The 18,911-nt window shown below is 36.1% G+C and carries 20 protein-coding genes; 6 read left to right on the forward strand and 14 right to left on the reverse strand.

The window, feature by feature from the left end:
- Positions 1 to 319: 319 nt before the first annotated feature.
- From yajC to rlmH, 6 genes are all read right to left on the reverse strand, one after another.
- Positions 320 to 649 carry a preprotein translocase subunit YajC gene (gene yajC / locus D7I46_RS08955; RefSeq protein ID WP_120772590.1) on the reverse strand — a complete coding sequence of 110 codons (330 nt, stop codon included), beginning with the start codon at positions 647 to 649 and terminating at the stop codon, positions 320 to 322.
- A gap of 285 nt (positions 650 to 934) precedes the next feature.
- Positions 935 to 1,603: a DNA alkylation repair protein gene (locus tag D7I46_RS08960; protein WP_120772591.1), complete on the reverse strand. Its 669-nt coding sequence runs from the start codon at positions 1,601 to 1,603 to the stop codon at positions 935 to 937.
- Entirely contained in the window at positions 1,603 to 1,995 is a 393-nt protein-coding gene (locus D7I46_RS08965; protein WP_120772592.1) for a tautomerase family protein, read from the reverse strand. The genes D7I46_RS08960 and D7I46_RS08965 overlap by 1 nt, the downstream gene beginning before the upstream one ends.
- A 386-nt stretch (positions 1,996 to 2,381) precedes the next feature.
- Positions 2,382 to 3,131 (reverse strand): ABC transporter permease, encoded by a 750-nt coding sequence (locus D7I46_RS08970; protein ID WP_120772593.1) that lies wholly within the window; start codon positions 3,129 to 3,131, stop codon positions 2,382 to 2,384.
- 8 nt (positions 3,132 to 3,139) lie between these two features.
- Entirely contained in the window at positions 3,140 to 4,003 is an 864-nt protein-coding gene (locus D7I46_RS08975) for an ABC transporter ATP-binding protein (RefSeq protein ID WP_120772594.1), read from the reverse strand.
- Positions 4,004 to 4,093: 90 nt separating this feature from the next.
- Positions 4,094 to 4,573, reverse strand: a complete 480-nt coding sequence (gene rlmH / locus D7I46_RS08980) for a 23S rRNA (pseudouridine(1915)-N(3))-methyltransferase RlmH (RefSeq protein WP_120772595.1) — start codon at positions 4,571 to 4,573, stop codon at positions 4,094 to 4,096.
- Between the two features lie 359 nt (positions 4,574 to 4,932).
- Between rlmH and D7I46_RS08985 the strand changes: the two genes are divergently transcribed.
- From D7I46_RS08985 to D7I46_RS09005, 6 genes are all read left to right on the forward strand, one after another.
- On the forward strand, positions 4,933 to 6,156 hold the full coding sequence (locus D7I46_RS08985) for a S1C family serine protease (protein ID WP_120772596.1): 1,224 nt from the start codon (positions 4,933 to 4,935) through the stop codon (positions 6,154 to 6,156).
- Positions 6,157 to 6,280: 124 nt separating this feature from the next.
- Positions 6,281 to 7,279, forward strand: coding sequence for an LTA glycolipid anchor biosynthesis glycosyltransferase, IagA/BgsA family (locus D7I46_RS08990; protein WP_120772597.1), 999 nt, complete (start codon positions 6,281 to 6,283; stop codon positions 7,277 to 7,279).
- A 317-nt stretch (positions 7,280 to 7,596) separates the two neighbouring features.
- Positions 7,597 to 8,937 (forward strand): glycosyltransferase family 4 protein, encoded by a 1,341-nt coding sequence (locus D7I46_RS08995; RefSeq protein ID WP_120772598.1) that lies wholly within the window; start codon positions 7,597 to 7,599, stop codon positions 8,935 to 8,937.
- 154 nt (positions 8,938 to 9,091) lie between these two features.
- Entirely contained in the window at positions 9,092 to 9,316 is a 225-nt protein-coding gene (locus tag D7I46_RS09000) for a YkuJ family protein (RefSeq protein WP_120772599.1), read from the forward strand.
- 217 nt (positions 9,317 to 9,533) lie between these two features.
- Complete coding sequence (locus D7I46_RS13520; RefSeq protein ID WP_240424390.1) at positions 9,534 to 9,851, forward strand: hypothetical protein; 318 nt, start codon at positions 9,534 to 9,536, stop codon at positions 9,849 to 9,851.
- An 8-nt stretch (positions 9,852 to 9,859) separates the two neighbouring features.
- Positions 9,860 to 10,537, forward strand: coding sequence for a hypothetical protein (locus D7I46_RS09005; protein WP_240424392.1), 678 nt, complete (start codon positions 9,860 to 9,862; stop codon positions 10,535 to 10,537).
- Positions 10,538 to 10,689: 152 nt separating this feature from the next.
- Here the strand turns inward: D7I46_RS09005 and D7I46_RS09010 are convergent, their stop codons facing one another.
- The 8 genes from D7I46_RS09010 to D7I46_RS09045 form a co-directional block, all read right to left on the reverse strand.
- Positions 10,690 to 11,442, reverse strand: coding sequence for a tRNA1(Val) (adenine(37)-N6)-methyltransferase (locus D7I46_RS09010; protein ID WP_120772600.1), 753 nt, complete (start codon positions 11,440 to 11,442; stop codon positions 10,690 to 10,692).
- Between the two features lie 287 nt (positions 11,443 to 11,729).
- Entirely contained in the window at positions 11,730 to 14,363 is a 2,634-nt protein-coding gene (gene polA / locus D7I46_RS09015) for a DNA polymerase I (RefSeq protein ID WP_120772601.1), read from the reverse strand.
- A gap of 407 nt (positions 14,364 to 14,770) precedes the next feature.
- Entirely contained in the window at positions 14,771 to 15,493 is a 723-nt protein-coding gene (locus D7I46_RS09020) for a 6-phosphogluconolactonase (RefSeq protein WP_120772602.1), read from the reverse strand.
- Complete coding sequence (locus D7I46_RS09025; protein WP_120772603.1) at positions 15,493 to 15,903, reverse strand: PTS sugar transporter subunit IIA; 411 nt, start codon at positions 15,901 to 15,903, stop codon at positions 15,493 to 15,495. Before D7I46_RS09025 ends, D7I46_RS09020 begins: the two co-directional genes overlap by 1 nt.
- Before the next feature lies 1 nt (position 15,904).
- A complete protein-coding gene (gene agaD / locus D7I46_RS09030; protein WP_120772604.1) occupies positions 15,905 to 16,717 on the reverse strand; it encodes a PTS galactosamine transporter subunit IID in 813 nt (270 codons plus the stop codon).
- The gene (gene agaC / locus D7I46_RS09035; protein WP_120772605.1) at positions 16,707 to 17,516 is read right to left on the reverse strand and encodes a PTS galactosamine transporter subunit IIC; all 810 of its coding nucleotides are present in this window, start codon (positions 17,514 to 17,516) and stop codon (positions 16,707 to 16,709) included. Before agaC ends, agaD begins: the two co-directional genes overlap by 11 nt.
- A gap of 38 nt (positions 17,517 to 17,554) precedes the next feature.
- Positions 17,555 to 18,052, reverse strand: a complete 498-nt coding sequence (gene agaB / locus D7I46_RS09040; protein ID WP_120772606.1) for a PTS galactosamine transporter subunit IIB — start codon at positions 18,050 to 18,052, stop codon at positions 17,555 to 17,557.
- A 115-nt stretch (positions 18,053 to 18,167) separates the two neighbouring features.
- Entirely contained in the window at positions 18,168 to 18,854 is a 687-nt protein-coding gene (locus tag D7I46_RS09045) for a MurR/RpiR family transcriptional regulator (RefSeq protein WP_162930871.1), read from the reverse strand.
- Between the last annotated feature and the right edge of the window lie 57 nt (positions 18,855 to 18,911).

Consider the following 18,911-nt stretch of genomic DNA (forward strand, 5'->3'; position numbering starts at 1 on the left):
ACAGTTAGTATTCCTATTTTACCATATTTCTAAGCAGATTTGTATCACAAATTTTCTTGTTAAATCTCTCCAAATCATTCTTCCCAAGCTTCATTTTTTTAATACAAATTATCTTTAATCATACTAGTTACACCTTAATACCACACTCACCAATCAGATAAAATAATGTAGTAAACGGCTATCATGAATCATTTGAGCGTCGGATTAACTAATTAGAAGATAAAATCTTCCTTTACAAACGCAAAAATTCTGTCAGCATACTGACAGAATTACATTTCTTTTTCAACACCTACCTGATTGATGGTGCTGTTTTAAAAATCTATTTTTCTTCAAATGGATTTTCGATTTTATCTTCAGTTGGAGTTTCAACGGCAGCTGAAGCTGGAGTCACACCACTTTTTACTGTTTTCACAGCTGCGCGGTCAAAAGTTAAAATAACGCCTTCACAATCAAGTTCAATGGTACCTTTAGCAGAATCAACACTAGATAATACACCATGTAAGCCACCGATAGTAACGATTTCTGAACCTGGTTGCATTGCATCCAATTGCTCTTGACGTTTTGCTTGTTGTTTCTTTTGGTTACGGTTCATAAAGAACATCATCCCACCCATAACGATGACGATGAGAATAAGAGAGAATCCTGACATTTCTGTCTCCTTTGTAAGATATAAGATGTGTTATTCAGAAGTAGCATCACCTGCTTTTATAGCTTTTGACACACCAAACTCAATGAACATTAGAGTTATTTCAAAATCCATTTTGCCTCTACAAATTTTAAGCAGATAACAAAATAACGTTTTGTAACAAGTCAATTAAGTTTATTTTTGAACATTGCTCTAATTTTATCACAGTATATAGGCTCTGTCAAATCAATTCCTTATCACATCTAGCTTAATATAACCCTCAAAGAGACTTTTAAAGTTGAAATAATATTAAAGATATTTACTCGCTTCACGGTAGGAGAGTTTACTCATTTTATGACCATTTGTTGTGATGAACTCACGTACCCAATCAGCATCAGTTTTTGAAAAGTCACGGAGCGCCCAACCAATCGCCTTGTTAATAAAGAATTCTTGGTCAAAAGTTGAACCTGACAAATTTTTTGTCAGCACACTTTCTAGTAAAACTGTGTCCGTCTTTTCTTTAAACCCTAACTGACAATCAATCGCAAGTCTGCGAACCCAAAAATTATCATCTACCGCCCATTTTTCAATTTCTGTCAGTACTGACAGGCTTTTGTCAGTAAGTAAGAGATGTCCAACTAACTCATCTAAAGTATCAACGGTTTCCCACCAAGACTTTGTAACAGCGAGTTTTTTTATCTCAAACAAGTCAGCATTTGTCAGATACTTTTTCATCTTTATCAAATAATCTGCCGCTAAATATTGAAATTCACGCTCAGGTAACTGCCACATTTTCCAAACAAATGACCAATCAATCCTTTTATTTTTACATAGGTTTGTCAAAAATACTTTTTGCAATTGGCGTCGTACAGGAGTTTTTAAACCTATAAACTCAAATTGATGGCGTAAATATGCAGCCTGTTTTTCAGCAACCTCTTGATTACCTTGCACTCTAAAAATTTCAACGATTTCCTGCATCATAATTTTCCTGTCAAAAATTGCGCTTCTCCATCAGCAAATGACCAATCCGCATCACCATTTTCTACGATAGAAATGAGTAAATTTTTTGGATTCAAAGCTAAATCCTCCTTTAGATTAGCAGCTACTGCTTTGTAAAAAGCTATCTTAGAATCTTCTGTCCGTTTTCTCGAAATGACCTGTATCACCACTTCACGCCCTTTGTCGCGCTCGAAACCCAATCCTGTATCTTCTAAAATCATCTCATCTTCTTTATGCCAATGCAAAATCTGATAACGATCACGCTCAGGTACACCAAAACTCGACAACACGGCACGATGAATCCCATTAAGCAACACTTTTGCTTCCTCTTTTGTCCATTTATCGTAGAGGTCAATATTAATCAGGGGCATCTATTTTCCTTTCTCAATCTAACTCTTTTTAATTTTTAACTTAGCAAGTGCGTGCTAATTCCTCCACCTCTTAAAGGTGGCGGGATAAGCAGCACTAAGCTCTGTTTTCGCTCAACTAACATTGGTGGGGGAGAAAGAATCCCCCACCAATGAAGTAATACTTCAAACATTTAAGTAAACACCACTAGCCCTCTTCTCTCCATCTATAAATAGCTGAAATCAAAAATGAACTCGCGGTTAATTCTTTGCAAGCTTCAACATTAAGGTTCAAAATCAGTACAACGATATTCCGTTTTTATCAGCTGGAACGACGAACATTGTATCATAGAAACTCCCAGAATCTTAAACTGAAATCAATCTATATTAAGTCTAAAATCACTAAAATATCATAAATCTTGCTTTTTCAACATCAAAAGTCCAGCAAAGCCAAAAATAATAATTTCAATGAGTGACACAGCAAAATCCAACCAATGGTTTCCCAGTAATCCACTTGTCAAAGAACCCGAAACACTCGCAATAGACAAACCAATCGAACTTACAACAACACCAAGTCCCAGACGAATTCCAAGAAAAACGAACACTCCCCAGAACTTCCCACGTGTCAAAATAACAACGAAATATAAAATAACCATCGTCGCAATACTTGACACAAGCAGATTTAACAAAAGCAGCCAACCTTGATTTGCTGTAAATCCATGAATCATTGTTTGTACGAAATCTATAAACTCCTGATGGAAAAAACCAAGCAAGAGAACAACTGGAATCACCCCAATGACAAAATACGCCAAAAGATTAGTCACAATTGTCGCAAGAAGTTTCACAAAATAATACCTGCTCCGTTTAACACCACTAGCTACAACTAAACTCAAAACTTTATTATTATAATCCGTACTCATCAAGTGCCATGGATAAATAATAGAAAAAGCAGCAAATGCAATAAATAAAGCAAACACTAAAGGGCCTTCAAGAAAAATCAGAGGCGCTGTTTCGTGACCAGATTTTGCCTGAAATATCATTGCAATCCCCAAAGAAGCAGCAATTGCAAACGAAACCGTCAAAATACTAATCACAATCAGATACGCTCGGTCTCGAAAATTCCGATACATTTCCATCTTAAAAATATTTGAAACTGTCATCACACTCCTCATTTCACAAATTCAACAAATTTTGAATCTTTTTTAATCTCATCAAAGATTAATCCTTTACCAACTGACTCTTGAAATATTTCTTGGAACTTTTCTACCGTTGCATCAAAACTTACCAATTGATGCTCTACCTGACAGACCAGACCACGCGCTGACAGAATTTCTGTCAGTACCGACACATCGCTGACAACCACTCTGTAAGTCAATACTTGATTTTTATCATTCAAATCAAAGCTGTCAGTAAATTTTCCATCTGAAAGCCCATAAACAACATCACACAGCATCTCAATATCTTCTTGAACATGACTAGAAATTAAAATCAGTTTCCCTTCTTTTTTCAAGTTTAATAAAGTTTCACGAAACCATGCCACAGACGCCGCGTCAATGCCACGAAAAGGTTCATCAAAAATCAAAATTTCTGCATCATTCATTAAGGAAATTAGCAAAATCAGCTTTTTCCCCATCCCTAATGAGTAGCTTGACACTCTTTTGCCCAAAGCATCATCAATACCCAATTTTGCTGCCAATTGCCGAACTTTTTCTTCATCAAAATTTCCGCGCAAACCACCAAAATATCTCAGATTAAACCATCCAGTATAAGATTTATAAAGTTCAATATCATCCAATAGAATTCCCACTTTTGCAAGTACTTCTGGATTAACTTTAACATCTACATCATCAATTTTGACTGTCCCTTGATAATTTGTAATAATATTCGTCAGTACTTTGAAAAATGTTGTTTTTCCAGCTCCATTTTTTCCAACAATCCCATAAACTTTTCCAGCTTCAAAAGTAACTGATAAATCTCTCAGCACTCTTCTATCGCCATAAGCAAAAGTTATACGTTCTGCATCAATTCTCATCCATTCCTCCTTTGAGACAAGCTCTACTCTCCTAAAATTTCAAAACAAAGTAGTAAACTCTTTTCCTTTGCACATTATAGCATACAGCTCTCACTTATGATAAGTCGAGCCACGATTAATCATCTGTGCTCGATAAATTTGCTCTACCAAAACCAACCGCATCAACTGATGAGGTAGTGTCATACGGCCAAAAGAAACCTGTGCATCACAACGTTGATAAACCGCCTCAGATAAACCTAATGAGCCCCCTATCACAAAAATCAGATGACGAGTGCCATAAACCTCATTTTGCTTTACCAAATCAGCAAGTTCTTCTGAAGTCATCAAATTACCACGTATAGCTAAAGCAACTAATTTATCATCCGCTTGCAAACGAGATAAAATCTTTTCTCCTTCACGATTTTTTACTGTCTCTTGTTCTTTTTCAGAAGCATGGTCTGGTATTTTTTCATCTGGTAATTCAATGACTTCTAATGGCAACATTGTGCTCATACGCTTAACGTATTCAGAGATCCCCTCCTTTAGATATTTTTCTTTTAATTTACCTACCACAATCAATTTTATCTTCATTTTCTACTTTCTTTTCTAAAATGTTAAGACATTTTCCCCAGATTTATCACCAAACTCAATATTAAAAATCAAAAACAATGATAATTTCTTAAATCTGTCTTATAATTTTAACTTTTTCCCCTGATGAAAACAAGATGAAAACAAGATTTATCAACATTTTTTACTTTTTTTCCACTTTTCTGTGGAAAAAAGCCCCAAAATATCCACTTACTCACACATTTTTAAAGATTTTCCACAACAATGTGGAAAAAATTCATTTTAGTTCCATTTTACCTACTATTAAGCTATTATTAAGTGTATACAGATATAATCACACTATAAAAAGATTATGAAAAAATATCACTCGAAAGGGATAATTTATGTCAAAAGGTAATTTCGGGAAAATGCTCTTGACTGGTGTCGTAGGTGGGGCCATCGCACTAGGTGGGAGTGCAATTTACCAAAACACAACAAACAATAACGCCACTAGTACTAGTGGTTCTTCCGTTCCAGTCAAGACTGTAAAAGTTGATGTTAATACAGACACAACTGCTGCAATCAAAAAAGTTTCTAATGCGGTTGTTTCCGTCCTTAACTATCAAAATCAGAGTTCTAGTGATGACGTTTTCAACAGTATCTTCGGACAAAATAGTGGAAACAGCCAAAGTTCTGCAACTTCTAGTTTAGCAAGTGAAGGTTCTGGAGTCATTTACAAAAAAGAAGATGGTAAAGCTTATATCGTTACTAACAATCACGTTGTAGAAGGTGCTAATAGCCTCGAAGTTCTGTTAGCTGGTGGTCAGAAAGTAAAAGCTACTCTAGTTGGCACGGATGCTTATACTGACCTTGCCGTACTTAAAATTGATGATAATGACGTTAAAGAGGTAGCTACTTTCGCAGATTCTAGTAACTTAACAATTGGAGAACCTGCCATTGCAGTCGGCTCTCCTCTCGGTTCTGAGTTTGCTAATACCGCAACTGAAGGAATTGTTTCAGCCATTAATCGTCAAGTTTCAATGCAAAATGATGAAGGACAAAATGTCAATGTCAATGCAATTCAAACTGATGCCGCCATCAATCCGGGAAATTCTGGAGGAGCGTTAATTAATATTGAAGGGCAAGTCATTGGTATTACACAGTCAAAACTGACTACTACCCAAGATGGCTCAACAAGCGTTGAAGGAATGGGATTTGCCATTCCATCTAATGATGTGGTTAATATTATTGCTAAACTTGAAAAAGACGGTAAAGTTATTCGTCCTGCATTAGGTATTACAATGGTTGATTTGTCACAATTTTCAACTGACGATCTCAACCAGCTCAAACTTCCTGATAGTGTAACTGGTGGTGTGGTTGTCCATACTGTTCAATCAGGTATGCCTGCTAGCACTGCGGGTCTAAAAGCTGGTGATGTTATCACAAAGATTGGCGATACAACAATTACCTCTTCAACAGATTTACAAAGCGCTCTTTATAAATATAATATTGGAGATACTGTCGCTATCACTTATTACCGTGATGGTAAATCTCACACAGCTAATGTTAAACTCAATAAATCAACAAGTGACTTGCAACAATCAAGCTCATCAAGCCAAAATCCTTAGAATATAACCTCCATTTTGGAGGTTTTTTTATTTCTAATGCCACTCAGACTAAAGACTGAAATATGTCCTAAATGAAAATTCTCATGATTTTATTTAACTATTTATGGTAAAATAAAAGACAAGCATGAAAATTTTACTTTACTTAGAGGCTGAAGAATTCCTGAGTCGCTCAGGAATTGGCCGCGCAATGAAACATCAACAACGTGCACTAGACTTAATGAATGTGGACTGGACTAAAAATTCTGATGAAGATTATGATATTTTACATCTCAATACCTACGGTCCTAAGAGCTGGAAAATGTTGAAAACTGCTAAAAAAGCTGGAAAAAAAGTTATTTTCCATGGTCATTCAACTAAAGAAGACTTTCAAAACTCATTCATTGGTTCAAATTTTATCGCACCATTCTTCAAGTTATATCTGATGAAATTCTACCGTGCAGCAGATTTAGTCATTACACCTACTGAATATTCCGCGAGTTTAATCCGTGGCTACGGAATAAAATGTCCCATCTTACCCATATCCAATGGAATTGATTTGGCAAAATATTCTCGTAATCCAGCTAAAGAACTCGCCTTTCGCGAACATTTTAACTTATCCGATGATCAAAAAGTTGTAGTAACTGCCGCACTTTATTTTAAACGTAAAGGGATTGACGATTTTGTCAAAGTCGCCGAAAAAATGCCTGATGTGACTTTCATCTGGTTTGGCTATCAAAACCTTTGGACTGTTCCAGGTTGGGTACGTCGCATCGTAAAGAAGAATCATCCTAAAAACGTTCTTTTCCCTGGCTATATCAAAGGTGAAGTATTTGAAGGTGCAATGACTTCAAGCGATGCTTTCTTCTTTCCCTCACGCGAGGAAACTGAAGGAATTGTTGTGCTTGAAGCTTTAGCTAGTCATCAAAAAGCCGTTGTCAGAGATATTCCTGTTTATAAAGGTTGGTTGGACGAGTCCTCTGCAAGTCTTGCTAGTGATATTAATGGATTTGTTGATAAACTTCAAGAGGTATTGGATGGTAGAGTCAACCGTACCGAAGCGGGTTATAAAATCGCCCAAGAGCGAACGATTGAAAAAGTAGCGAAACAATTAGTGGCTGCCTATCAGCAGACGTTGAACTTATAGTCTAGAAAAAGAAAAATTTCTTTCTCATCACAAACAGTCTATTCATTTACAGTTCATACAGAGATGAGCCATTCTAAAAAGAATGCCAGAGCACCGTTATTTTAGGATGGTCCCCGTTCGTTACACATCACAGGTAAGAAGAGTACCATTCGCTCTAAGCTGCTTTAGCAGCAAGGCGATGCGATTCACTACGCTGTCCGTTTTCTCCAGCCACCTAAGTGGCTGATAAAAAGGCATACTAATTGCAGAATGACTAATAAAATGAGTAAAATCATTTTAAAGTAGTTCTAATATATAATTAAAAACGAGAAAAATTTATGAGAGTTGGACTTTTTACAGATAGCTATTTTCCACAAATTAGTGGTGTAGCTACAAGTATTCAAACCCTAGCTGTAGAGCTTGAAAAACTGGGACATGAGGTATTTATTTTTACAACTACTGATCCAAATGCAGATGTTGACCACGAAAAAAATATCATTCGTCTACAATCCATTCCCTTTGTCAGCCTGGCAGAACGTAAGATTGTATTAAAAGGGGTGTTCGCAGCCTATCAAATCGCTAAAGAATATGACCTTGATATCATTCATACACAAACTGAGTTTGGTATGGGGATTCTAGGTAAAATGGTTGCCGTGCAACTTCGCATTCCTGTTATTCACACACTACACACAAAATACGAAGACTATGTTTACTATATTGCTAAAGGTCGTCTGATTCGTCCAAGCATGGTAAAATATATTATTCGTAACTTTTTGCGTGGAACAGAAGCAATTATTTGCCCAAGTGAGATGGTATTGGAAACAGTTAATGGCTATGGGGTGACACTTCCTAAACGTGTAATTCCGACTGGAATCGAAATCGAACGTTTCAAACGTGAAGACATCACAGCTGAGGACACTTCAAAATTACGAGATAAATTAGGTATAAAAAAAGACGAGATAATGCTGCTTAGCTTGTCAAGAATTGCAGCAGAAAAAAATATTCAAGCCGTCATTCATGCACTTCCTGATATTTTAACAGAGTTTCCCGTGAAACTTGTTATTGTAGGGCATGGACCTTATGCTGATACATTAAAAGCTTTAGTTTCCGATTTAAATCTTGATGATGTTGTGATTTTTACTGGACGTGTAGAAAATGAACAAACAGCTTACTATTACAAAGCTGCTGATTTTTTCATTTCTGCCTCAACTTCTGAAACTCAGGGTCTAACTTATTTAGAGGCATTAGCTGCAGGTACACGTGTAATAGCTGCAGAAAATCCTTACTTAAACAGTCTGATTAATGATGTAGAATTTGGGCGCCTATTTGATGGAGAGAATGATATTACGGAACAAACTTGTGAAGCTATCGCTCACAAACATCCTATTGATAAGTTCAAATTTGAGAAAAAATTATATGAAATCTCTGCTGAACATTTTGCTAAGCAGGTCTATCTCTTTTACTTAGATACAATCATTGAGTATGACACCCTTAAAAGCATTGAATCTGACCGCCTTCCGATGAAGATAGAAGATACTATCCGCCAGATGCCTTTAACCGTAAAACACTCTATCAAACGCGAGCAAATTCGTGCAAAATATTTTGCTAGAAAAGCCAGCAAATTGGCGAAAAATCTGCAAAGTTATGTTAAAATAGATAAGGACAAAGAGCAGGATTAAATCGCTCTAGAGAATTAAGCTCAGCTTAGACATAGAGAAAGTTTAATTTTTCATTCTATTTAAAAACTGTTCATTGAATGGGACTACAACCCAAGAAAGAATTTGATATAAATCAGGGTTTTGCCATGCAAAACGTCGAAAGGAATATTTAAAAATGAAATCACATTTATTAGCAATTATGAATCGTTTAAATCGCTTGGTTGAAAGCGGAGATCCAAAAGAAACCTATAACTTTGAGCGTGAAGGCATTGTTATGGCAACCGTTAGCTATAATCCTGAAGAACAGGCTTTCTCTATTCGCTATCCTAAACAAAAAGATGCTTCTTTGTTTGACGATATTGACCTTGTTGCTATTGAAATCTATGATATGATTTACTAATATTTTTCTTTTAGGTGCTGTTTTATCTTTAAAATACTTTTAAAGGTATCTGCTCCCTGCCCTTACATAGTATTGACAAAAAGAAATATAATAAAACTACTGCTTTGCTGTAGTTTTTTTGTAGCTGTTTTTTCGTCATTTTCGTAATTATTGTTTTTATTTTGACACCTTTGACATTTTTATATTTTGTAGTATAATAATTCCGAAGGAGAAATTTATGAAGAAGAAAAAATTGTTTACCGTTGGAGTTGTTGCGCTTGCCGCTCTTACTTTATCAGCTTGCTCAGCTAAAAATTCTGATGCAGCTAAAAAAGCTTTCATTTCTGATGCAGCAACACTGAATAATTCAAAAGTTTATAATTCTCAAGAGTTAAATGTCAAAGTTGATAAATTCAAAGCAACTGGTGACAATGCTGACTCAATGAATAAATATCTTAATGGTGCTACTTTTGATATTAACGTTGGTCTTGACAGCGATAATCAACTTGCAAGTCTCGGGGTAAGATTAAAGTTGATAATAAAGCCTATAACTTAAATATGTTGATGTCTGAAAAGGGACTTTATCTCAATAGTGCTGATATCAAGACACTCTACAATGACAATAAAGGTTTAATTCCTAAATCTGACGAACAGGTCACAATGGTTTACGGAGCAATGGTTGATAGCCTAACAAAACCTTACTTTTTCCTTGATGCTGATACATTAAACTCTGCAAATAGTTCTTCTGGTGAAAAATGGGATTCAACTTTTAAAGATATGTTTAAACAAACCCAAACAATCACAAAATCTGATTTAGAAAAAGCTTTCAAAGACATACCGAATTCTGATTTTACCAAGAACGGGGATAAGACTACTTTGAAGGTCTCTGGAAAAAACGGTGATTTTAAAGATCTTATCAAAGGATTTACTTCAGTCAATCCGTCTATTCCAAAAGACCAACTTGACTCTATCCTTAAAGAAAGTAAAGATGTCAATTTCGATAATCTTTCAATGACAATGGTTATTGATGGTAAAGCCCATACTATTGATGCTAGCTTTACTGGTAAGGTTTCTGATACTAAAGAAAAATCTACCATTGATTTCAAACTCTCGCTCGCTTCTAAAAGAAATAAACTCAAGGAAGCTCTAAAAGAACCCAGTACTTCTGATGCTGAAACAATGGCAGAATTACAAGCAGCTGCTATTGACAAACTTCAAGCTCAATTTGCCACTGCTCAATAATCGTTATGTCCAAATTCGATTAGTGCTTTAGCATTGTCAGAGATAGACAGTGTATCCTAAAAGGGTGGAGATAATATGCACTTGCTTCGATAAAAAAACTCGGAAAAAATCCGAGTTTTTTTATTTTATTATAAACTTAGCAATACTATTTTTCAATGCTTACCGTAATAAATTTCATCTATTTCTTTGGTATAAGATCCATCTTCATTGTGAATAACGAGTGGGGGTAGAAAAATTTCTCCACCTGCCCTTCCGTCTTTAATCGCATCAATCAGCAAGATATTTGCTGGCTGGTTTGCCTTAGGATAGACAAACTGAATCCATTTAGGTTGTAAATTATTCGCACGCATTTTATCAACAATTTCAAGAAAGCGCTCTGGACGATGTACCATTGCAATATGTCCATTGGATTTTAGCAATTTTTTTCCCGTATCAAAAATTTCATCTAAATTTGTTGTTAACTCGTGACGTGCCAATGTGTAATGATGACTTTCATTGATGTGACTATCTTCCGAATCTATTTTGAAATAAGGCGGATTACAAAAAATTAAATCCGTACTTGATGTGTTCAAATATTTAGTCGTATTATTTAAGTTGTCAGTAATGACAGACATTCTGGAAGTCAAATCATTGAGTTCAATTGAACGCTGTGCCATGTCAGCCAAACGTTCCTGTATTTCTACCTCGATAATATTTGCTTTCGTTTTACTGCTCGCAAAAAGGCCGACGGCACCATTCCCCGCACATATATCAACAATTTGCCCCCGACTTGGAAGACGTGGAAAACGTGCGAGCAAAATAGCATCAATACTAAAAGAAAAAACCTCTCGGCTTTGGATAATTTTTACACCACTGCTTGCAATCTCATCAATTCGTTCATTTTCTTTTAATTCAACATTTTCCATATTATTATTATAGCACAAGATATAAGCTCTCTTGTTCCGAAGCAAAAAAATAATAATTCTCAAGTTTCTGACGAACAGAGCTTATGCCATTTTCTGTCAGTGCTAATAAAAATTAGTATACAAAAAGTAGCAAGAATCAATATTCTTACTACTTTTACATTCTGTCAGTGTGCTGACAGCGTTTTATCAAAGCAAGAGTGAATTACCCTTTTATCAGTCGCTTTAGCAACTAAAGAAAATGGACAAATATTTTATGATTTTCTCCCTGAGTAAGTCTTGACTTGACTTTACTTAGCTTCATACCATGTTTTGCCAGCGTTCTCATCTACTTTTAGTGGGACTGCAAGTTCTATCGCATCCTCCATCGTCTTTTTGACTAACTTTCTGATTTCGTCAAGTTCTTCCTGAGGGACATCTAAGATGATTTCGTCGTGTACTTGCAGAAGTAATTTTGCTTGCGAATGAGAGTCTGTTAGTGCTTTGTCCAAATTAATCATCGCAATTTTCAAAATATCCGCAGCCGAACCTTGAATTGGCGAGTTAATTGCAGTTCGCTCAGCAAAACCTCGAACATTGAAATTTCTCGCATTAATATCTGGAATTTTACGGCGCCTGTGACTCATTGTTTCGACAAAACCTTTGTCTCGTGCTTCACGTACAATATCTTCCATGTACTTCTTAATTCCTGGATAGCGTTCAAAATAAGTGTCAATGTAGTTTTTAGCAGATTTTCGAGTAATTCCTAGATTTCGTGCTAAACCAAAATCTGAAATTCCATAGACTACTCCAAAATTAACCGCTTTTGCGTTTCTACGGTCATTTGGTGTCACATCCTCTGCCCGCTCAATCCCAAAGACCCGCATTGCCGTTGAAGTATGGATATCAGCACCATGATTAAAGGCATCAATCAAATGCTCATCACCAGAAATATGTGCCAATACTCGCAACTCGATCTGCGAATAATCCGAACTCAAAAGCACTGCCCCTTTGCTTGGTACAAATGCCCGACGAATCTTTCGTCCTTCTTCAAGACGCACTGGAATATTTTGTAAATTAGGGTCAACCGAAGATAGACGTCCAGTCTGCGTCAAATCTTGCACATAGCGCGTATGGATTTTTCCATCTTCGGCGATCTGAGGAATCAATCCTTTCACATAAGTGGATTGAACCTTATTAATTTGACGATACTCAAGAATCTTTGCCACAACAGGCGACAATGGTGCTAAATCTTCTAAAACATCAACCGCAGTAGAATAGCCTGTTTTTGTTTTTTTGCCCGCAGGCAATTGTAGCTTCTCAAACAAAATCACACCAAGCTGTTTCGGCGAATTAATATTAAATTCTTCTCCAGCCAATTCGTAAATTTCTTTTGTCAGCAATGACAACTTTTCCTCATTTTCATTACCAATTTCCTCAAGTGTATCATTACTGACAGAGATTCCTGTAATTTCCATTTTTGCAAGCACTTCTGCTAACGGCAATTCCATTTCTGTCAGCAATGATAATTGTTCATTTTCTTCAAGTTCCGCTAACATTTTTGATTTTGCATTGACCAATACTCTGATTTTCCTAGCCAAATGTTCAAACAACACTTCATCATCGGGAACAGCAAGTTTCGTTCCCTTACCAAAAATCTCCTCATCTAAAGCAACTTGCCCAGCATCAAATAGACGCGCAATGGTAGAAATTTTATTATCCTCAGTTGTCGAAATCAGGTATTTCGCAAGCATCGCATCAAATCTAGAAACCGGTAGCTCACGCCCCAAATGATGTAACAACACTCGATTTTTCTTGAAATCATAGGTGTTTTCAGGCAGTTCCATTTCTGTCAGCACTGACAGATTCTTAGAAACATAGATTTTCTCAGCATTTCCCCATGCAAATGCAACAATTTTTTCCCGATGATAATTCTCGCCTAAAGTTTCCAAATAAAAGAAATCATCTTTACTGACAGAAAAATCAGAATCCCCGTCAGTAACTACCTCAAAATCAATTTCATCTCTAGTAGTTTCTGTCAGTTCTGACAACCCACCATCAGACAATAATTTATTCTTAAATTGAGCAAATCCCATCTCATCATAAAAAACACTAAGTGCCGAAATATTTTTAGATTGGATTCGAGTGTCTTCCAAACCAATTTCTATTGGCGCATTTGTATTGATTGTGGCAAGCTTCTGTGACAAATAAGCCATTTCCTTGTCAGCAACCAGGTTCTCTTTCATCTTGCTCGCCTTGAGCGAGTCTATATTTGCATATAAATTATCAAGTGTCTCCCACTCTTGCAGCAACTTCAATGCCGTCTTTTCACCAACTTTAGTCACTCCAGGATAATTATCTGACGAATCTCCCATCAATGCCTTTAAGTCAATGAATTGCGTTGGAGTAAGTCCCATTTTCTCATTCAAGTACTCAGGTGTAAATTCTTCAAATTCCGCCACACCTTTTTTAGAGATTTCCACTCGGGTATTCCAGTCTGTCAACTGAATCATATCCTTATCACCAGTAACAATGGTGACATCAAAATCCACATCTGGCGCCTCAGCCATTTTATCCAAAGTTCCAATAATATCATCAGCTTCGTAATTCACCAATTCATAATGACGAATCCCCAATTTCTCAATCATTTCCTTGATAAATGGTAACTGCTCACGAAATTCATCTGGAGTTTTAGAGCGCCCCCCCTTATATTCCGAAAACATTTCTGTCCGAAAAGTTGTTTTCCCAGCATCAAAAGCAATCAACACATGTGTCGGTTGAATACGTTCCATCAAAGATGACAACATCGTGTGAAAAGCAAAAATTGCATTGGTATGCAAGCCATTTGGAGCCACAAACCGATCCAACTGATTATACAATGCAAAGAAAGCCCTAAAAGCAATCGAAGAACCATCAATCAACAAAAGTCTATTCTTATTTTCCATAGTATCATTATAACCTAAAACGCCACAATCTCATCCGTAAAAAATCACTCTCACTTAAACATACTGATTTACTTTGGATTTTCCTGCAAAAAAAAAGCTCTAAATAAGTCAGTTGAAAATGAAAAAACCAACAACGACGCTGGTTTTTTAACTATCTCAAATCTATATTCTATAACACTCATTGAAAACCTAGTGTTGTCTACTTTCTAAAAACCTTGCAGAAATAAATTTTTTTAAATGCAGATTTCTTCGATTTGCACCAACAGAAGTCTATTTTAGCCATAAACTTGATCCATTTGAAGAACTCAAACAACTGCTATTACAAATCATAAGTGACTATTGCACTATCAAGTAAATTACCCCAAAAATATATCTTTCTTTTTTATATTTTCAATCAAAGACTTCCCTCATAACCTTGCGCCTGCTGCCTTATCAATGAAGAAAAATGATTCATGTTTGGATTGTTTGAACATTGAAGCAGGCAAGCCATTGCTTGGCTCAGAACTTACGATCTCTTTGACAATTTTAGCTTTTCGTTCACCAGTTGCCATTAAAATGATTTTTTGAGCAGATAAAAGTTGCGAAAAACCTAAAGTAATTCCTTGTTGTAGATTAATTTTTTGGTCAAAATATTTTGGCATAACTTTTTTTGTCATATCAGAGAGTTCAACCACATGTGCCTTTTCATCAGGATTAAATCCTGGTTCATTAAGCCCAATATGACCATTCATTCCGATACCCAATAACACAAAATCAATGCCGAGCTCCTCAACAATCTGATTAACGTTTTTGATATCCACCTCCAGATTTTTTGACAAGCCATCAAAAATATTAATTTGATCAGTGCGAAATTTCATCGGTCTGAAGAAATCATCATAGAGCATTTGCGAGCACGAACCGACTGTTCCGCGTCCAACTCCAATCCATTCGTCCAAACCTAAAAGTCGTACCCGTGAAAAATCTATTTCTCCATTTCTACGTACTTCAACCAGTTTATCCATCACTGGTCTGGGCGTTTCCCCACATGCAAAGCAAAGTAGTGCATCCGGTTTCTTTGAAATAATATCACTAACAATCTTTACTATTTGTTCAACTAATTCATCTTGTGAATCAAATTTTTTTAATTCCATTAAATTCCCTCATCCTCTGGAATTTCGACATATTTTTTTGCTGTAAATTCTTGAATAGCACTATGGCTTGATTCTATAAACAATTGTGCAAGTTGATGCGCATCCTCAAAGTTAGGAATATCATTTTGCAAAGCTACTTCAAGTAGCGCCCCAATATTGCAACCAGCGACCACAGCTACATTTTTATATTGTGAGGCAATCAAGACAGCTTCCTTATAAGGCGTTCCGCCTACCAAATCACAGAAAAACACTAAATCATCCATCTTTGGAAATTGTTGTTCCAAATCAGACTCACTCATTCCTGCCGTAAAATCGATGAATTCGACACCTGAAAGTGTTCCTGCCAAGAGCTCCACAGTAGATTGCAATCCCGTCGCATAGTGACCATGACCTGTTATAATAATTCGCATTTTACAAAACTCCCAACCATGATAATACAAGTGCGAGAACAAAAGTAATCACGATAACCATAATTGGACTCACATTTTTCTTTTTTAAAAGCCAATACAAAAAGAAAGTATAGCTTAAAGCTAAAATATTAGGGAAAATCCGATCAAAGAATGAGGTCTGAATAGAGAGGTTATGCCCTGATGCAATATGAATTTTTGTCAAGACGGTAATTTGCACATAACTTGCAATCAAACCTCCAATTACAGTAACACCCAGTACATTAGCAGCATGCGAAATTGGTCCCATATTCTCATTGATTTGTGTGATAGCTTTTGTACCAGCATTATAACCCAAATGCGCAATAGGAATCCGCATAAGAAACATTCCGATATAAACAAGAAAGAATACTAACGGACCTAAAATACTTCCTTCTTTTGCAAAACTGGCTGTAATACCGGCTGTAATAGGCAAAATCGTAAACCATGTAATCGCATCTCCTATGCCTGCAAGAGGTCCAAACAAAGAAACACGAATTGTATCAATCATCTCACGGCTTTCATGACTTTCTTCTAATGAAGCAGTCAAGCCCTCAATAAATGGAACCGCATAATTGTTTGTATTGATAAAAGCTAAGTTGGCAGTCATGGCTTTTGCTAACCCTTCTTTATCTTCACCATATACTTTTTTAAGCATGGGCAGGATTGCTAAGGTATAACCATCTGCCTGCATCCGTTGATAATTAAACGCTGCTTGATTATATAAAGAACGAATCGCGAGCATTGTAATATCTTTTTTAGTTAAAATTTTCTTTGGTGTCTCAGCTTTAGATTCCATCTTCTTCACCTCCTCCAGTGAGTGCCAGCTCCTCAATTGCTCTCATTTTCTTGTCTGTTTCATCTTTTTCACGTGCATGGTAAAACTCAATAAGAGCAAGTGCTACACCAATAACAGCTACAGGCATTAAATTACCAAAAGTAATAAAACCTGCCGCTGTAAAACCTATAAGCAAATAAGCAGTATATTTGACTTTAAACATATTTTTAAGCAATAAACCAAAACCAACTGCGGGAAGAATTCCACCTGCAATGTTCAAGCCATGATTAAGCCATGCTGGAAACGAATTGACAAATTGTTTCATCGGCTCTTGTGCGCCATAAACAGCCAAGAAGGTAATGACAAAGTAGGTGATTCCAACGATAACAGTAGGAAGTAACACCAGTCTTGCAAATTTTTTGACATCTGCATTGGCTGCATAGACATCCAATTTCTTAGTAAAACCTGAAAATGCTGAATAATAGAATAGCATGATATATTGCATAAGAATACTAAAAGGAAGCGCCAGACCGATAGCCGTAGCAGCATTGTGTCCTGTGGTATGTGCAATGACAACTGTCATAATCCCAGCAAGTACGGGATTAGGTGGCTGTGTTCCCCCTACAGGTGTCAAACCCGCAAATGTAAGTTCGGTCAATCCACCAGCAATAATACCAAGTGTCAAATCTCCCAATAAAAATCCAACAACAGTCGAAACAATCATTGGGCGAAACCAGTAGAATCCTTCAAGCCAAAAGTCTATCCCAGCAACTAAGGCAAAAATAGAAACTAAGATTCCTTGAAGTAGAGTAATGTTCATAATAAATCATTCATTCCAATTTTATCAGAATGTCCTTCCTATTTATTTTTTTCAAGAAAATCATTTGTGACAGCTACTTTTTTATCGTTTGGTAGTTCTTGAAGATAAACTTCAACGCCTAAACCAATTAAATCTCTAAAAGCTTGCTTATCTATTTCATCCACAAAAACCTTATTTGAAAGACCAATTTTACCGTCTGAATAATGCATATTTCCGATATTTAGGCTGGCAAATTTCACTCCACCTTTCGCCAGTACCAAAGCATCTTCAGGTGTTTGGATAATTAAAAATATTTTTTGCCGAGGTGATGCCTTGTGAATTGTATCAATCGTTTTTTGCAAAGTCCAAAAGCGAATCCCAACTCCTGAGCTTTCTGCTGTCGCACTCATCAATGTCTGCTGAAGTTCATTTTCAGCTGCAAAATCATTTGCGACCAGCAATAAATTTGTTCCACACTGAGCTGTCCAAACCACTCCAACCTGTCCATGAACAAGTCTATTATCCACACGTGCAAGGACGATATTAGGTTCTGTCATAATAAGTTCTCCTTAATAAATTATTAAATCTTTACTTACTATTGTATTCGCTTTCTTTTAAAAAATTTTTCTTTTTTTATAAAAATTGAGAAAATTTTTTCAAAAAAAGAGCTAACTATTTAGCTCCTGTTATATTTCCTAAATTCTTATAAATAGACCACATATCTAATAGAACACGAGCGATTATCTCAAGAGAAATACGACTCGCTGTGTCTGTTGTCATGCCAAATTTTTTTAAATGAGATTTGTAGCATATCATTTTATAATCTGCTTGTTGTGCAAGAGTACTCTCCCCCTCACTCGTTAAAGTTACCATATTTGCATGATTTTTTTTAGCAATCTCACCAGCTAATATTATTTCCTCCGTTTCCCCATACAACGATAATATAAGCAAAAGATCTTCTCTTCCCATTTTATTCGCATAAAAGAGCATATAATCTTTATCATCTAATGCAATGCAACTTTTTCCTGATAATTGTAATTTATTTGCAAAATAATTAGCTACACTTTTCGTAGGTCCAGCTGACATAATATAAATATTTTGTGCTTTATGAATTAGATGGACAATTTTTTCAACGTCAATAGGTACAAGCAAATCAATCGTACGGTTGACTTCTTCACGATTTTTTTCAATCAATTCTTGTGCTACCGCGGAAAAACCAGATTCTTCCAAAATATAGTGTGGCCGATTTTTCTTTGAACTTTTATAATCAGAATACCCATCATATCCACTTTTTTTTAGAGTTCTTTCAATTGTCGCTGCTGAAACATGAGAAATAGATGCTAATTTTGTAATAGTCATTGACCGCACCTTGTCTTCATTATCTTCTAAAAAATTCCATGTATATAACTCAGTAGA

It is taken from the genome of Lactococcus allomyrinae (assembly GCF_003627095.1).
In the GTDB taxonomy this organism is placed as follows: domain Bacteria; phylum Bacillota; class Bacilli; order Lactobacillales; family Streptococcaceae; genus Lactococcus; species Lactococcus allomyrinae.

Bases quoted from the DNA above. Each gene is read 5' to 3' on its own strand.
- yajC (WP_120772590.1), bottom strand. From the start codon at position 649: ATGTCAGGATTCTCTCTTATTCTCATCGTCATCGTTATGGGTGGGATG.
- D7I46_RS08960 (WP_120772591.1), bottom strand. From the start codon at position 1,603: ATGCAGGAAATCGTTGAAATTTTTAGAGTGCAAGGTAATCAAGAGGTT.
- D7I46_RS08965 (WP_120772592.1), bottom strand. From the start codon at position 1,995: ATGCCCCTGATTAATATTGACCTCTACGATAAATGGACAAAAGAGGAA.
- D7I46_RS08970 (WP_120772593.1), bottom strand. From the start codon at position 3,131: ATGACAGTTTCAAATATTTTTAAGATGGAAATGTATCGGAATTTTCGA.
- D7I46_RS08975 (WP_120772594.1), bottom strand. From the start codon at position 4,003: ATGAGAATTGATGCAGAACGTATAACTTTTGCTTATGGCGATAGAAGA.
- rlmH (WP_120772595.1), bottom strand. From the start codon at position 4,573: ATGAAGATAAAATTGATTGTGGTAGGTAAATTAAAAGAAAAATATCTA.
- D7I46_RS08985 (WP_120772596.1), top strand. From the start codon at position 4,933: ATGTCAAAAGGTAATTTCGGGAAAATGCTCTTGACTGGTGTCGTAGGT.
- D7I46_RS08990 (WP_120772597.1), top strand. From the start codon at position 6,281: ATGAAAATTTTACTTTACTTAGAGGCTGAAGAATTCCTGAGTCGCTCA.
- D7I46_RS08995 (WP_120772598.1), top strand. From the start codon at position 7,597: ATGAGAGTTGGACTTTTTACAGATAGCTATTTTCCACAAATTAGTGGT.
- D7I46_RS09000 (WP_120772599.1), top strand. From the start codon at position 9,092: ATGAAATCACATTTATTAGCAATTATGAATCGTTTAAATCGCTTGGTT.
- D7I46_RS13520 (WP_240424390.1), top strand. From the start codon at position 9,534: ATGAAGAAGAAAAAATTGTTTACCGTTGGAGTTGTTGCGCTTGCCGCT.
- D7I46_RS09005 (WP_240424392.1), top strand. From the start codon at position 9,860: ATGTCTGAAAAGGGACTTTATCTCAATAGTGCTGATATCAAGACACTC.
- D7I46_RS09010 (WP_120772600.1), bottom strand. From the start codon at position 11,442: ATGGAAAATGTTGAATTAAAAGAAAATGAACGAATTGATGAGATTGCA.
- polA (WP_120772601.1), bottom strand. From the start codon at position 14,363: ATGGAAAATAAGAATAGACTTTTGTTGATTGATGGTTCTTCGATTGCT.
- D7I46_RS09020 (WP_120772602.1), bottom strand. From the start codon at position 15,493: ATGGAATTAAAAAAATTTGATTCACAAGATGAATTAGTTGAACAAATA.
- D7I46_RS09025 (WP_120772603.1), bottom strand. From the start codon at position 15,903: ATGCGAATTATTATAACAGGTCATGGTCACTATGCGACGGGATTGCAA.
- agaD (WP_120772604.1), bottom strand. From the start codon at position 16,717: ATGGAATCTAAAGCTGAGACACCAAAGAAAATTTTAACTAAAAAAGAT.
- agaC (WP_120772605.1), bottom strand. From the start codon at position 17,516: ATGAACATTACTCTACTTCAAGGAATCTTAGTTTCTATTTTTGCCTTA.
- agaB (WP_120772606.1), bottom strand. From the start codon at position 18,052: ATGACAGAACCTAATATCGTCCTTGCACGTGTGGATAATAGACTTGTT.
- D7I46_RS09045 (WP_162930871.1), bottom strand. From the start codon at position 18,854: ATGACTATTACAAAATTAGCATCTATTTCTCATGTTTCAGCAGCGACA.